15 protein-coding genes are annotated in these 12,424 nt (G+C 68.5%); 1 reads left to right on the plus strand and 14 read right to left on the minus strand.

Annotation, left to right across the window (positions count from 1 at the left end):
• Positions 1 to 9 precede the first annotated feature (9 nt).
• The 13 genes from pal to SNOV_RS15130 all read right to left on the minus strand — a co-directional run bounded on the left by pal (position 10) and on the right by SNOV_RS15130 (position 10,445).
• Complete coding sequence (gene pal, locus SNOV_RS15070; RefSeq protein WP_013167816.1) at positions 10 to 504, minus strand: peptidoglycan-associated lipoprotein Pal; 495 nt, start codon at positions 502 to 504, stop codon at positions 10 to 12.
• 160 nt (positions 505 to 664) lie between these two features.
• Positions 665 to 2,023 carry a Tol-Pal system beta propeller repeat protein TolB gene (tolB, locus tag SNOV_RS15075; RefSeq protein WP_013167817.1) on the minus strand — a complete coding sequence of 453 codons (1,359 nt, stop codon included), beginning with the start codon at positions 2,021 to 2,023 and terminating at the stop codon, positions 665 to 667.
• A gap of 35 nt (positions 2,024 to 2,058) precedes the next feature.
• Complete coding sequence (locus SNOV_RS15080; protein WP_013167818.1) at positions 2,059 to 3,021, minus strand: energy transducer TonB; 963 nt, start codon at positions 3,019 to 3,021, stop codon at positions 2,059 to 2,061.
• A 5-nt stretch (positions 3,022 to 3,026) separates the two neighbouring features.
• Positions 3,027 to 3,482, minus strand: coding sequence for a protein TolR (gene tolR / locus SNOV_RS15085; RefSeq protein ID WP_013167819.1), 456 nt, complete (start codon positions 3,480 to 3,482; stop codon positions 3,027 to 3,029).
• Positions 3,483 to 3,486: 4 nt separating this feature from the next.
• Positions 3,487 to 4,185, minus strand: a complete 699-nt coding sequence (gene tolQ, locus SNOV_RS15090) for a protein TolQ (protein ID WP_041783452.1) — start codon at positions 4,183 to 4,185, stop codon at positions 3,487 to 3,489.
• A 381-nt stretch (positions 4,186 to 4,566) separates the two neighbouring features.
• Positions 4,567 to 5,082 carry a tol-pal system-associated acyl-CoA thioesterase gene (ybgC, locus tag SNOV_RS15095; RefSeq protein ID WP_013167821.1) on the minus strand — a complete coding sequence of 172 codons (516 nt, stop codon included), beginning with the start codon at positions 5,080 to 5,082 and terminating at the stop codon, positions 4,567 to 4,569.
• 86 nt (positions 5,083 to 5,168) lie between these two features.
• Positions 5,169 to 5,597 (minus strand): DUF2852 domain-containing protein, encoded by a 429-nt coding sequence (locus tag SNOV_RS15100; RefSeq protein WP_013167822.1) that lies wholly within the window; start codon positions 5,595 to 5,597, stop codon positions 5,169 to 5,171.
• Between the two features lie 127 nt (positions 5,598 to 5,724).
• A complete protein-coding gene (locus tag SNOV_RS15105; RefSeq protein WP_013167823.1) occupies positions 5,725 to 6,357 on the minus strand; it encodes a TetR/AcrR family transcriptional regulator in 633 nt (210 codons plus the stop codon).
• Between the two features lie 136 nt (positions 6,358 to 6,493).
• Entirely contained in the window at positions 6,494 to 7,531 is a 1,038-nt protein-coding gene (gene ruvB, locus SNOV_RS15110; protein WP_013167824.1) for a Holliday junction branch migration DNA helicase RuvB, read from the minus strand.
• Entirely contained in the window at positions 7,528 to 7,956 is a 429-nt protein-coding gene (locus SNOV_RS15115; protein ID WP_013167825.1) for a hypothetical protein, read from the minus strand. The genes ruvB and SNOV_RS15115 overlap by 4 nt, the downstream gene beginning before the upstream one ends.
• Positions 7,953 to 8,570, minus strand: a complete 618-nt coding sequence (gene ruvA, locus SNOV_RS15120) for a Holliday junction branch migration protein RuvA (RefSeq protein WP_013167826.1) — start codon at positions 8,568 to 8,570, stop codon at positions 7,953 to 7,955. The genes SNOV_RS15115 and ruvA overlap by 4 nt, the downstream gene beginning before the upstream one ends.
• On the minus strand, positions 8,567 to 9,106 hold the full coding sequence (gene ruvC, locus SNOV_RS15125; RefSeq protein ID WP_013167827.1) for a crossover junction endodeoxyribonuclease RuvC: 540 nt from the start codon (positions 9,104 to 9,106) through the stop codon (positions 8,567 to 8,569). The genes ruvA and ruvC overlap by 4 nt, the downstream gene beginning before the upstream one ends.
• Before the next feature lie 322 nt (positions 9,107 to 9,428).
• Positions 9,429 to 10,445: an aldo/keto reductase gene (locus SNOV_RS15130; RefSeq protein ID WP_013167829.1), complete on the minus strand. Its 1,017-nt coding sequence runs from the start codon at positions 10,443 to 10,445 to the stop codon at positions 9,429 to 9,431.
• A gap of 119 nt (positions 10,446 to 10,564) precedes the next feature.
• Between SNOV_RS15130 and SNOV_RS15135 the strand changes: the two genes are divergently transcribed.
• Positions 10,565 to 11,470, plus strand: coding sequence for a LysR family transcriptional regulator (locus tag SNOV_RS15135; RefSeq protein ID WP_013167830.1), 906 nt, complete (start codon positions 10,565 to 10,567; stop codon positions 11,468 to 11,470).
• On the opposite strand, the gene SNOV_RS15140 is transcribed toward SNOV_RS15135, so the two are convergent.
• Positions 11,454 to 12,383 (minus strand): DMT family transporter, encoded by a 930-nt coding sequence (locus SNOV_RS15140; protein WP_013167831.1) that lies wholly within the window; start codon positions 12,381 to 12,383, stop codon positions 11,454 to 11,456. The genes SNOV_RS15135 and SNOV_RS15140 overlap by 17 nt on opposite strands.
• Between the last annotated feature and the right edge of the window lie 41 nt (positions 12,384 to 12,424).

Raw genomic sequence — 12,424 nt, forward strand, 5'->3', positions numbered from 1 at the left:
GCGCAGCGGTCAGGAGCCGGTGGCGTTCAGCACGGTGACGGCGCGGCGGTTCTGCGACCAGCAGGAAATGTCGTTGCAGACCGCGACCGGGCGCTCCTTGCCGTAGGAGATGGTGCGCATCCGGCTCGCCGAGACGCCGCGCTGGACGAGGTAGTCGCGCACGCTCTGGGCGCGGCGGGCGCCAAGCGCGATGTTGTACTCGCGGGTGCCGCGCTCGTCGGCATGGCCTTCGATGGTGAAGGTGTACTTGCCATAGTGGTTGAGCCACTGCGCCTGCTTGTCGAGGGTCGCCTGGGCCTGCGGCGTCAGGTCGGTCTGGTCGCTGTCGAAGAAGACGCGGTCGCCGACCGAGACGACGAATTCCTGCGGGCTGCCGGGAGGCGCCGAGCCGAGCGCCTGGCCGGCGCCGTCCATCGGGTTCCTGGCGCAGGCGGCCGCCAGCAAGGCGAAGCCGACGATGAAGGCAGCGCGCGCGCCGCCGAGTTGCCGCAACATACGGATCATTCCGCTAACTCCTGATTCCCCGACCGGGCGCGCCCGATCCAGCGTGATTGGGTAATGAATGTTCCGTCATGCTTTACGGAACCTTGCTTCATTGCGTCGATTTGGCGACCGCCGCCTAAACCGTCTCTTATGGTTAACCGTTCCCTAGCTCCCCGCCCGCTCACGAGCGCAGCGGCGACCAGGCCGGGTCCGAGGCATAGCTCGGGGTCGGCACGCGCTGCTCGTTGTAACCGGTGACGTCGACCGTATAGAGCTGCGGCCCGCCATTCCCGCCGAGGTCGCGGAAGAACATGATCACGCGGCCGTTCGGGGCGAAGGTCGGGCCCTCATTGTGGTAGCCCTCGGTGAGGATACGCTCGCCCTGCCCGTCCGGGCGCATCAGGCCGATGGCGAAGCGTCCCTGCGCCTGCTTGGTGAAGGCGATCACATCGCCGCGCGGCGACCAGACCGGCGTCGAATAGCGCCCCTCGCCGAAGGAGATGCGGTGCTGGTTCGAGCCGTCCGGGTTCATCACATAGATCTGCGAGCCGCCGCCGCGGTCGCTCTCGAAGCAGATCTGCGAGCCGTCCGGCGAGTAGCACGGTGCGGTGTCGATGGCCGGCGTGTCGGTGAGCCGCGTCGTCGCCTTGGAACGCAGGTCCATGACGAAGATGTTGGAATCGGCGCCCTGCTGCAGCGACAGGATCACCCGCTGGCCGTCCGGCGCGAAGCGTGGCGAGAAGCTCATATTCGGGAAGTTGCCGACCACCTCGCGCTGGCCGTTCTCGATATTGAGCAGATAGACGCGGGGCTCGCCGCGGCCATAGCTCATATAGGTGATTTCCTGGCTCGTCGGCGAGAAGCGCGGGGTCAGCACGAGGTCGTCGCCGCGCGTGAGATAGGTCACGTTGGCGCCGTCCTGGTCCATGATGGCGAGGCGCTTGACGCGCTTCTCCTTCGGGCCGCTCTCGTCGACGAAGACGATACGGGTGTCGAAATAGCCCTTCTCGCCGGTCAGCCGCTCATAGATGGCGTCGGCGATGATGTGGGCGACGCGGCGCCAGTTCTCCGGCTGGGTGAAGTACTGCTGGCCGATCAGCTGCTGGCCGGCGAACACGTCCCACAGGCGGAACTCGGCCTTCACGCGCCCGTCGGACTGGCGCGTGATGCGACCGGTCACCAGCGCCTGGGCGTTGATCACGCGCCAGTCCTGGAAGCGCGGCGAGGCGTCCGGGTTGGAGATCTTCTCGACGAAGGCGGCCGGATCGATCGGCGCGAACAGGCCGGAGCGGCGGAGATCGGCGGAGATGATCTGCGTCACGCCCTTGCCGGCCTCGACGTCCTGCGGGCTGCCGCCGCCGACGAAATCGGTGATGGCGATGGGCAGCGGCTGCACCGTGCCCTGGGTGACGTCGAGCTTGAGCACCGCCTGCGCCGGGTGGGCGAGGAGCCCCGCGCCTGCGAGAGCGCCGGCTCCGGTGATGAGGCCGCGGCGGCCGATGAGGGGACCGGCGAAAGCATTACGGAAACGATGCGTCATGACCAATGTCTCGATGAGCAAATCACTTTGGCGGTTCAGCCGCGCACCATCTCACGCGGATCGAACGTCACCTCGATGTCCTTCCAGGCTTCGTATTTCTCGGGCCGGAGCATGTCGAAGGGCTGGCCGCGGAAGATCGCGCGGATCGCGCTGTCGCGCGCCGTCATGAAGAACGGGCTGGAGCCCGAGGTCACCACCATGGGCGGGCCGTTGAGCGTGCCGTCGACGTTGAGGCGGATGCGCACCGTGACGATCAGCTCTTCCGGGTTGGCCGCGCCAGCCGGCGGGTTCCACAGCTGCATCAGCCGCGCGCGCAGAGCATCGATCTCGGTCTGCGACAGCGTCGCCGACGAGCCGACGCGCGCGCCGAGCGAGGCGGTGTTGTTGATCGTGTCGCCGATCGATGCCTGACGGGTCGCGGTGCGCTTGTCGAGCAGCGCAGCGATCTCGTTCGGCTTGAACTCGCGGTCCTTGGGCGGCTGCTGCACGACCTTCGGCGGAATGTCCTTCGGCTTCCTCGGCGGCGCGGGAGCCGGCTTCGCCTGCGCCTGCTGCTCGGGCTTGGGCTGGTCCTGCTTGGGCTCCGGCGGCTTGGCAGCGAGCGATTCGGCGGGCTTGGGCGGCGCCGGCTCGGGCTTGGCCTGTGCCTGCGCGGCCGGCGGCTTGGGCTCGGGCGGCGTGTTCTCGGCCGGCGGGGGCGGCGGCGCGGTCTGTTCGTTGGCCGCCTTCACCTCGGGCTTCTTGTCGTCGACCTTGGCGTCGATCTGCTCCGGCGGCTTGGGCGTGTCGGCGGTCTTCTCGACGATGGGCTTGGGAGCCTCTTTCTTCGGCGCATCCTTCTTGCCGGCCATCATCTTCGACATCTCGGCATCGGAGACGATGTCGACCGGCATGGATTCCTGCATCGGCTCGAAGGGAGCGGCCGAGGAGAAGGAAACCAGCATGAAGCCGAGGATTCCGGCGTGAAGGACGGCCGAGGAGACGAGACCCGCGCGCATGTCGCTCAGCCCCCCTGCTCGACTTCGGAGACCAGCGCGACGCGCTTGAAGCCGGCGCCGGACAGGCGGCCCATCACCTTCATGACGGTGCCGTAGTCGACGGCCTTGTCGCCGCGCACGAAGATGCGCTCGTCATAGCCGGCCTTGGCGATGGCCTGCAGCTTCGGCACCAGTTCCTCGACCGGGATCTCGCTGTCCTGCAGGAACACCTGGCCCTGCGTGTTGATCGAGATGACCAGCGGCTCATGGTCCTGCGAGACCGCCTGAGCCTGCGTCTGCGGCAGGTCCAGCGGCACGCCGACGGTGAGCATCGGCGCGGCGACCATGAAGATGATGAGCAGCACGAGCATCACGTCGACCATCGGCGTGACGTTGATCTCGGACATGACGGCACCGCCGCCGCGACGGCGTGAGCGCCGCGACGTCCAGCCGCCTCCGCTGCCTCCTGCGGACATCCCCATTCGATCAGCCCCGTTCGTCGATCTGGCGGGACAGGATGGCCGAGAACTCGTCGGCAAAGCCTTCGAGCCGGGCTGCCTGCCGGTTCACCTGGGAAACGAACTTGTTATAGAAAATCGTCGCCGGAATGGCGGCGATGAGGCCGATTGCCGTCGCGAAAAGGGCTTCCGCGATGCCCGGCGCCACCACCGCGAGGCTGGTGTTCTTCGAGGCGGCGATCGACTGGAACGAGGTCATGATGCCCCACACCGTGCCGAACAGGCCGATGAAGGGGCCGGCCGAGCCGACGGTCGCCAGCACCAGCAGCCGGCTCTCGAGCCGCTCCACCTCGCGGGCGATGGTGACGTCCATAACCTTGTCGAGGCGCTGCGTCAGCCCGGCGAGCGAGCGCGCCCCGCCCTCATAGGAGCGCTTCCACTCGCGCATGGCGGCGACGAAGATCGCGGCCATGGCATGGTTGGGGCGCGAGGACAGCGAGCGGTACAGCTCCTCGAGGCTCTGGCCAGACCAGAAGGTGCTCTCGAACCTGTCCATCTGGCGCTTCATGCGCTGGAACAGGATGGTCTTGTCGATGATGATCGCCCAGACCCAGATCGAGGCCAGCACGAGGCCGAGCATGACGATCTTGACCACCAGATGGGCCTGCAGGAACAGGCCGATCAGCGACAGGTCGGAGCTTCCCCCCAGCGCGGCGGTCGATGTCATGCCGGGAGGCGCGGGCATGGCGGAGGGCGCCTCGACCTGCGGCGTGGGCGCGGCGGTCGGCGCGGGCGACGTCTGGGCATAGGCGAACGACGCTGAGGCCGCGAGGAACAGTACCGCCGCGAATAGGAGCTTCTTCAGCGTCATTACGTAATCCTGCCAGTCACAATGGATCGCACTGCTACCGCGCATCAGCCGCCGATAGCAGCGAATGCCCTGCACAGCTGCTGTGGGGACGCATCGGTCATCAACAGACCGATCCTGTCCAAACTTGGGCGATCGGCGCCGGTCCGCGCCCGCAGCCGCCAAACACAACACCCGATTAGGGTTAATACCGCGTTAGCGTTGCCGCATCGCAACAGGATGACGGGTGACGCGAATCGGTCAGGACCCGGCTTGCGGCGCTTCGTCGAGGGCAGCGCTCATCGCCTTGCGCAGCGCGTCGGGAATGCGCCGCGCCCGCCCCTGGGCGACGAAGGCGACCTTGACCTTGCCTTCGACGAGCAGTTCGTCGCCGCGCTTCACCTTCTGCGACAGGGTGATGGAGGCGCCGGCGACCTCGATGGGGGACGTATGGATCTCCAGCACGTCGTCGATGCGCGCCGGCTTGACGAATTGCAGCTCCATGGAGCGCACGACGAAGGCGAAGCCCGGCGCCTCGGCCAGCGCCTCGCCGAAGAGCTCGCCCTGAACCACGCCGATCAGGCGCAGATGGTCGGAACGGGCGCGCTCCATGAACTTCAGGTAGTTGGCGTGATAGACGATGCCCGAGAAATCCGTGTCCTCGTAATAGACCCGCACCGGCAGCACATGCCCGCCCGGCACCAGCCTTCCGGCGAGGTGCAGGAAGGGATCGGACTTCAGGACATCGGGGGAGAGCGGATCGGGACGGTCGTTCATGGCGCCCGTCATAGACGAGAGCGCGGCGCAAAAAAAGAACCGCGCCCCTCTCGCGAAGGGCGCGGCCCGGAAACCTATGGAAAGGCTCAGTTCTGCGGGTCGGGGCGGGTGTCCGCCGAGCCCTCCGGCGCAGGCGCCGGGCGATTGCGGCGCTCAGCCATGAACTGGTCGAACTCGGCCTTGTCCTTGGCCTGACGCAGGCGGTCGAGGAAGCCCTTGAATTCCTTCTGCTCATCCTCGAGGCGGCGCAGCGTCTCCTCGCGATATTCGTCGAAGGCGCGATTGCCGCTCGGCGCGAAGCCGCGGCCGAAGCGACCGCCGAAGTTGCGGAAGGCTTCCGCGCCTTCCTCCTGCCAGCGGCCGAAACCGCGACGCGAGCCACAGAACATCCGTCCACTCCCTATCGAAAAGGCCAGGATCGCCAGACCCAGCGGCCACCAGGCCATGAAGCCGAGGACCGTGAGCGCGATCCAGGCCGGCTTGCCGTAACTGTCGAGCTTTTGCGCGAGCTCCATAGGCGTCCGCTCCTGGGTCAAACCGCATGGCCACCTGACCACACGGGTTAATGTTAATCACATTTACATAGGTAAGGACAGGGCGCCGGCTTGTCAAGGAGAGTCGGATCGAAATCGGAAAAGGCGCTCAGTTCGTCGGCGCGCCGAGGCCCTTCAGATAGACGAGGAATGCGGCCTCAAGGAGTTCGTCCGGCGTCATGGGAAGCTTGCGGCGGGAGCCATCGGCGCGGCCGAACAGCGATGCGACGCCATGCGCCAGCGCCCAGGTGTGCAGCGCCACCATCAGCGCCGGCGGGCGCCCGGCCGCCGGCATGGTGGCGACCAGCACCTCCGCCGCCTCGCGCAGCACGCCGAAGGCCCGCTGGCCGGCCTGGTCGAGCGCCGGGTGCGCCTCCACCGGCAGGCCGGATTCGAACATGGCGACATATTCGGCCGAATGCTGCCGGGCGAAGTCGAGATAGGCGCGGCCCATGCGCTCGAAAGCTTCGGCCGGCGCCGGCTTGCCGTCGTTCCAGCCGGCCTGCAGCGCCTTGGTGAAGCGCTCGAAGCCTTCCGCCGCCACCGCCGCGATGAGTTCGTCGCGATCGCGGAAATGCCGGTAGGGCGCGGCAGGACTGACGCCGGCACGACGCGCCGCCTCGGCGAAGGTGGCGCCGGCGGTGCCCTTCTCGGCGATCAGGTCGAGAGCCGCCTTCATCAGGGCTTCCCGCAGGTTGCCGTGATGATAGCCGCGGGATTCGCCGTTGCGGGACCAACTCATGTGAAGGGGACTTACATCAGGCGGAGGCCGGCGTCGATGGCACTTCGGACAGCAACACCATTGTTGACTTCCCCCTAAGCCCGCGCGGCGCCTGAGCGTTGCCCGCTCGCTCCGGTCGCAGACCGGAGCGTTGGCATCACTCCTCGCCCTGGTCGAACAGCGGCATCTGGTTGGTGCTGGAAGGCACGGCGAGGCCGAGATGCTTGAAGGCGTGGGCGGTGAGCATACGCCCGCGCGGCGTGCGCTGGAGGAAGCCCTGCTGCACCAGATAGGGCTCGATGATTTCCTCGATGGCGTCGCGCGGCTCGGAGAGCGCAGCGGCGATGGTCTCCACCCCCACCGGCCCGCCGCCATAATTCATGGCGATCACCGAGAGGTAGCGCCGGTCCATCTGGTCGAGGCCGGCGCCGTCGACCTCGAGATGGCCGAGCGCATGGTCGGCCGCCGCCCGGTCGATGACATCCTTGCCGGCGACGAGGGCGAAGTCGCGCACCCGGCGCAGCAGCCGGCCAGCGATGCGCGGCGTGCCGCGCGCCCGACGGGCGATCTCGCGCGCGCCGTCCTTGGCGATCGGAATGCCCAGCACCCGCGCGCCGCGGGTGACGACCAGCTCCAGCTCGTCGACGGTGTAGAAGTTCAGCCGGATCGGGATGCCGAAGCGGTCGCGCAGCGGCGTGGTCAGCAGGCCCGAGCGGGTCGTCGCCCCCACCAGCGTGAACTTGGAGAGCTGGATCTTCACCGAGCGCGCCGCCGGCCCCTCGCCGATGATGAGGTCGAGCTCGTAATCCTCCATCGCCGGATAGAGGATTTCCTCCACCGCCGGGTTGAGGCGGTGGATCTCGTCGATGAAGAGCACGTCGCGCTCTTCGAGATTGGTCAGCAGCGCGGCGAGGTCGCCGGCCTTGGCGATCACCGGCCCCGACGTCGCCCGGAAGCCGACGCCGAGCTCACGCGCCACGATCTGCGCCAGCGTGGTCTTGCCCAACCCCGGCGGGCCGACGAACAGCACATGGTCGAGTGCCTCGCCCCGCGTCTTCGCCGCCTTGATGAAGACGTCGAGATTGGCCCTCGCCTGCTCCTGCCCGACGAATTCGGCGAGCGTCTGCGGCCGCAGCGAGGCCTCGGCGAGGTCCTCCTCGCGCTTGTCCGGGGTGACGAGGCGCTTGGTGTTCATGTCCGGGCACCCCGGCGATGTGCGGGTAGCACGCCGGCGGCGATGAGCACGCTGGTCGCGAGCACGACAAGCGCCGCGAAGAGGAGGCCGAGGCGCCAGGCGCGCTCCTCGAAGATCGACCGATATTGCTGGAAGTCGAAGGAGAGGGCGATGACGCCAAGCGGCAGCAGCGCCACGATCACTGTCGCCGCCAGCACGACCAGCCGCCGGCGCGGGGTGAAGGAGAGCGCAAAGGCGGCGATCCCCGCCGCCAGCCCGCCCGGCACCACGACGATGGCGGCATAACCGGCCGACATCGCGCTGTGCAAGAAGCGCTCGAAGGCCAGTGCGGCAAGCACGCTTCCGCCATAGGCGAGGATGATCGGCGGGATGCGCGACGGCCACGGCCAGACGACGCCGGACGAAGCGGAGTGTGAACCGCTCACCGCGCCAGCTCCTTCAGGCCGAGGCGGATCAGCCGGGCGGCATCCGCCCCCTCCCCCGCCTCGCGCATGGCGGCAGCCACCGCCGCGCTGGCCTGAATCTGCGCATAGCCGAGATTGACCAGCGCCGAGACCGCATCCGCCACCGGCGCGGGCGCATGGCGCTCCTCGATCTGCGCGGCGAGCCCCGCCACCGCCGGATCGATGTCGGCGAAGCCCGGCGCCTTGTCCTTCAATTCGGCGACGATGCGGGCGGCAACCTTCGGACCGACGCCGTTGGCGCGCGCCACCATGGCCCGGTCGCCCAGCGCCACGGCGTTGGCCAGCTCGGAGGGCGAGAGCACGGAGAGTACGGAAAGCGCCACCTTGGCGCCGACGCCCTGCACATTCTGCAAGAGGGTGAACCACGCCTTCTCCGCCGGGCTGGCGAAACCGTAGAGGCGGATCATGTCCTCGCGCACGAAGGTCTCGATGAACAGCGTCGCCGCCTCGCCGGGCGATGGCAACTGCTGGAGCGTGCGGGCGGAGCAGTGCACGAGATAGCCGACGCCGTGCACGTCGAGGATCACATGGTCCTCAACGTAGCTATCGACGATGCCCTTGAGCTTGCCGATCATCGCGCCGCCACCTTGAGCGCCACCTTCTCCGCGAATCTCGCCTTCACCTGCGCCATGCAGCGATGCTGGGCGTGGGTGACCGCGACCGCAAGCGCATCCGCCGCGTCGTCGGTGGTGAAGTCCGCCTTGGGCAGCAGCACCTTGATCATCATGCGGATCTGCGCCTTGTCGGCGCGGCCGGCGCCGACCACGGTCTTCTTCACCAGCAGCGCCGCATATTCGGAGACCGGCACGCCCGCCAGCGCCGGGGTGAGCATCACCACGCCGCGCGCCTGGCCGAGCTTCAGCGTCGAGGCCGGGTTCATGTTGACGAAGGTCTCCTCCACCGCCGCCTCGTCCGGCGCATGGACGCTGATCACGCGGACCAGCTCGGTGTGGAGATAGGCCAGCCGCGCGGCGAGATCATCGTCCTCGGGCGGCAGCACGGTGCCGCAGGCGATGAAGGACAGCTTCGTGCCGATGGCCTCGATCACCCCCCAGCCGGTGCGGCGGAGGCCGGGATCGAGCCCGACGATGCGAATCGGAGACGGCGCCATGGGTACAGTGCGTACCCGAACAAAGGACGAACGCCTAGGCCGCACCGCCCCGATCCACCCCGACATCGGGGCGGAGGGCGAACATGGTTAACGAGGGGTGAAGGGATCGGGCTGACGGAAATCGCCTCCTCGGAACGACAGCGCCGCCCTCACACCGTCATCCCCGGGCTTGGCCCGGGGATCCACGACCTGCCGGGCGCTCCAAGCCGTACCGTAGGCGTGGATGGCCGGGCCAAGCCCGGCCATGACGAGCCTCCAAGCATCCCGGTCGCGATTACAGGTCAGGCTCTGAGGTGCCAGCCGATAGCGGACGTGTGCAGTCTCACCCCTTCTTCTCGCTGTCGAGGTCAGCCATGGCGAAGGACGGGTAACGCTCGCCGGCGGCCGCGCCCTTCGGCACCGCGCGCTCGATGGCCGCAAGGTCGTCCGGCGTTAGCTGCACCTGCGCCGCGCCGAGCGCCTCGGTGAGCCGGTCGCGGCGGCGGGCGCCGACGAGGGGCACGATATCGATGCCGTTCTTCACGCCCTGTGCGGCCACCCAGGCGATCGCCGTCTGCGCCACCGAGATGCCGCGCGCGCTCGCCACCTGCCGCAGCGCCTCGACGAGCGCGAGGTTGGCCTCGACATTCTCGCCCTGGAAGCGCGGGCTCATGGCGCGGAAGTCGCCCTGCGCCTGCGTGCCACTGAAATGGCCGCTGATCAGCCCGCGCGAGAGCACGCCATAGGCGGTCATGCCGATGCCGAGCTCGCGCAGCACCGGGAATATCTCGTCCTCCGGCCCGCGTGAGATCAGCGAATATTCGATCTGCAGGTCGCTGATCGGGTGCACGGCGCTCGCGCGGCGGATGGTGTCGGCGCCCACTTCCGAGAGGCCGATGTGCCGGACATAGCCGGCCTTCACCATCTCGGCGAGCGTGCCGATCACCTCCTCGACGTCGGAGCCGGCCGGCAGGCGCGAAGGGCGGTAGATGTCGATGTAGTCGACCCGTAGCTTCTGCAGCGACTGGGCGAGCGCGTTGCGGATCGCCGCCGGGCGCAGATCATAGCCGCCCCAGCCGCCGGCCGGGTCGCGCAGCGCACCGAACTTGACGCTGAGCTGGTAGGCCTGGCGCGGCACGCCAGCCAGCGCGTCGCCGATCAGTATCTCGTTGTGGCCCATGCCGTAGAAGTCGCCGGTGTCGATCAGCGTCATGCCGGCCTTGAGCGCAGCATGCAGCGTGGCGAGGCTCTCCTCGCGATCGGACGGGCCGTACATGCCGGACATGCCCATGGCGCCGAGGCCGAGGACAGAGGTCTCCGGGCCGGTGGCGCCGAGGCGGGTGCGCGAAAGACTGGTCATGGCGGTTCTCCATTGCGCTGGCGCCGGAGCATGGCCGGCGGGATGAAGCGAGATATGGCGCCAAAGTTCCTGTTCGATAATATGGCCATTCCCAAATGGACCGTTCGGATTTCCGCACAATGGCCAAGCCCGACCTCTCGCTGCTCGACGCCTTCGTCGCCGTGGCCCGCCAGCGCAGCTTCCGTCAGTCGGCCAAGGAGCGCGGGGTTTCGGCTTCCACGTTGAGCGAGGCGATGCGCCGGCTGGAGGAGCAGCTCGGCGTCCGGCTGATGAACCGGACGACCCGAAGCGTGACGCTGACCGAGGCCGGCCGCCGGCTGTTCGACCGGCTGGTGCCGGCGCTTTCGGACGTCGGCGAGGCGCTCGACGAGGTCAATCATTTCCGCGACACCCCGATTGGCACGCTGCGGCTCAACGTGCCGACGCCCGTGGCCCGCGGCGCGCTGGCGCCCTTGCTCCCGGACTTCCTCGCCGCCTATCCGGAGCTGACGGTGGAGGTGCACATAGACGAGCGTTTCGTCGATGTGGTCGAGGGCGGCTTCGACGCCGGCGCGCGCTATGGCGAGAGCCTGGCGCAGGACATGATCGCCGTGCCGCTCGGCCCGCCGCAGCGTTACGGCGTCTATGCCTCGCCCGTCTATCTTGCCCGACGCGGCACGCCATGCGTGCCGGAAGACCTTCTGGAGCACCGCTGCATCTGTCACCGCTTCGCCAGCGGCGCGGTGCTGCCCTGGGAATTCGAGAAGGATGGGCGCACCTTGCGGATCGAGCCGCGCGGGCCGCTCATCAGCAACAGCGTCGACGTGGAGATGCGCGCCGCCATCGATGGCATCGGCGTGGCGATGAACTTCACCGACTTCGCCGCCCCGATGGTGGCCGACGGCAGGCTGGTCTCCCTGCTGGAGGACTGGCTGCCGCCCTTCGAGGGACCGTTCCTCTATTATCCCAGCCGGCGCCACATGCCGGCGGCGCTGCGCGCCTTCGTCGACTTCGTGCGTGCGCGGAACGCTAGCGTCCGGCCTTGAAGGCGCCGCTCGCCAGCGTCACGCCGATGCCGGTCGCCACCACGCCGATGATCGCCGCCAGGTCCGGATGCTCGCCGAGCGCCGGCACGGCAATGAGGGCGGCGAGGGCCGGCACCAGCCCGGTGAAGGCGGCGGCGCGCGTCGAGCCGAGGCGCTCGATGGCGACGCCGAAGGCGACAAGGGCGACGACGCCCGACAGCAGGCCCTGCATGAGCAGTTGGAACAGCACCTCGCGCCCATAGCCCTGCTGCAGAGCGTCGATCACCCCCGGCAGGCCGAAGGGGGTGAGGATCGCGATCGACCACACGCCGGTGAGCCCGACGATCTCCGTCGGCTTCATGCCGGTGCGGCGGAAGGCGAGCGTATAGCCCGACCACATCAACGCGCCGGTGAGCAGCAGCGCATGGCCGCGCCAGGCGCCATCCTCATGCGCCAGCACGCCGCGCCCGCCCAACGTGAGCACGCCCAGCGCGATGCAGATAAAGCCTATGGCCCGCAGCCGCCCCAGCCGCTCGCGGAAGACGAAGACCGAGATCAGCGCCACGATCAGCGGCATGGTGCCAGGCAGCAGCGGGCCGACATCGGCCGCCGGCACGAAGCGCATAGCGTTGGCGACGACGAGGAAGAAGATGCCGCCGGCGCCCAGGAAGCAGAGCGCGAAAGGGCCGAGCCCGCGCTTCGGCCACAGCCCGACACGCCACCATGCCGGCGCCAGCATTACCGCCGGCACCACGAAGCGCAACCAGCCCACCGTCGCCGGCGGCAGATGGCCGTGCACGGCATGGCGGGTGGAGACGATCCAGGCGCCCCAGATCGATACGGCGAGCAGGGCGCAGCCTATGCCGACCAGGCGGTCGCGGAACGAAGGCTCCAGCGCGGCACCGGCCGCAGCGGGGTGGATCGGCTTTTCCATCGGAGACCTAGGCGCCGCGTTGGCGCTCGAACGAGATGGCC

This window comes from Ancylobacter novellus DSM 506 (assembly GCF_000092925.1).
GTDB lineage: Bacteria > Pseudomonadota > Alphaproteobacteria > Rhizobiales > Xanthobacteraceae > Ancylobacter > Ancylobacter novellus.

What these genes read in the sequence shown, in the direction of transcription:
- pal (WP_013167816.1), bottom strand. Translation starts at nt 504, where the DNA reads ATGATCCGTATGTTGCGGCAACTCGGCGGCGCGCGCGCTGCCTTCATC.
- tolB (WP_013167817.1), bottom strand. Translation starts at nt 2,023, where the DNA reads ATGACGCATCGTTTCCGTAATGCTTTCGCCGGTCCCCTCATCGGCCGC.
- SNOV_RS15080 (WP_013167818.1), bottom strand. Translation starts at nt 3,021, where the DNA reads ATGCGCGCGGGTCTCGTCTCCTCGGCCGTCCTTCACGCCGGAATCCTC.
- tolR (WP_013167819.1), bottom strand. Translation starts at nt 3,482, where the DNA reads ATGGGGATGTCCGCAGGAGGCAGCGGAGGCGGCTGGACGTCGCGGCGC.
- tolQ (WP_041783452.1), bottom strand. Translation starts at nt 4,185, where the DNA reads ATGACATCGACCGCCGCGCTGGGGGGAAGCTCCGACCTGTCGCTGATC.
- ybgC (WP_013167821.1), bottom strand. Translation starts at nt 5,082, where the DNA reads ATGAACGACCGTCCCGATCCGCTCTCCCCCGATGTCCTGAAGTCCGAT.
- SNOV_RS15100 (WP_013167822.1), bottom strand. Translation starts at nt 5,597, where the DNA reads ATGGAGCTCGCGCAAAAGCTCGACAGTTACGGCAAGCCGGCCTGGATC.
- SNOV_RS15105 (WP_013167823.1), bottom strand. Translation starts at nt 6,357, where the DNA reads ATGAGTTGGTCCCGCAACGGCGAATCCCGCGGCTATCATCACGGCAAC.
- ruvB (WP_013167824.1), bottom strand. Translation starts at nt 7,531, where the DNA reads ATGAACACCAAGCGCCTCGTCACCCCGGACAAGCGCGAGGAGGACCTC.
- ruvA (WP_013167826.1), bottom strand. Translation starts at nt 8,570, where the DNA reads ATGATCGGCAAGCTCAAGGGCATCGTCGATAGCTACGTTGAGGACCAT.
- ruvC (WP_013167827.1), bottom strand. Translation starts at nt 9,106, where the DNA reads ATGGCGCCGTCTCCGATTCGCATCGTCGGGCTCGATCCCGGCCTCCGC.
- SNOV_RS15130 (WP_013167829.1), bottom strand. Translation starts at nt 10,445, where the DNA reads ATGACCAGTCTTTCGCGCACCCGCCTCGGCGCCACCGGCCCGGAGACC.
- SNOV_RS15135 (WP_013167830.1), top strand. Translation starts at nt 10,565, where the DNA reads ATGGCCAAGCCCGACCTCTCGCTGCTCGACGCCTTCGTCGCCGTGGCC.
- SNOV_RS15140 (WP_013167831.1), bottom strand. Translation starts at nt 12,383, where the DNA reads ATGGAAAAGCCGATCCACCCCGCTGCGGCCGGTGCCGCGCTGGAGCCT.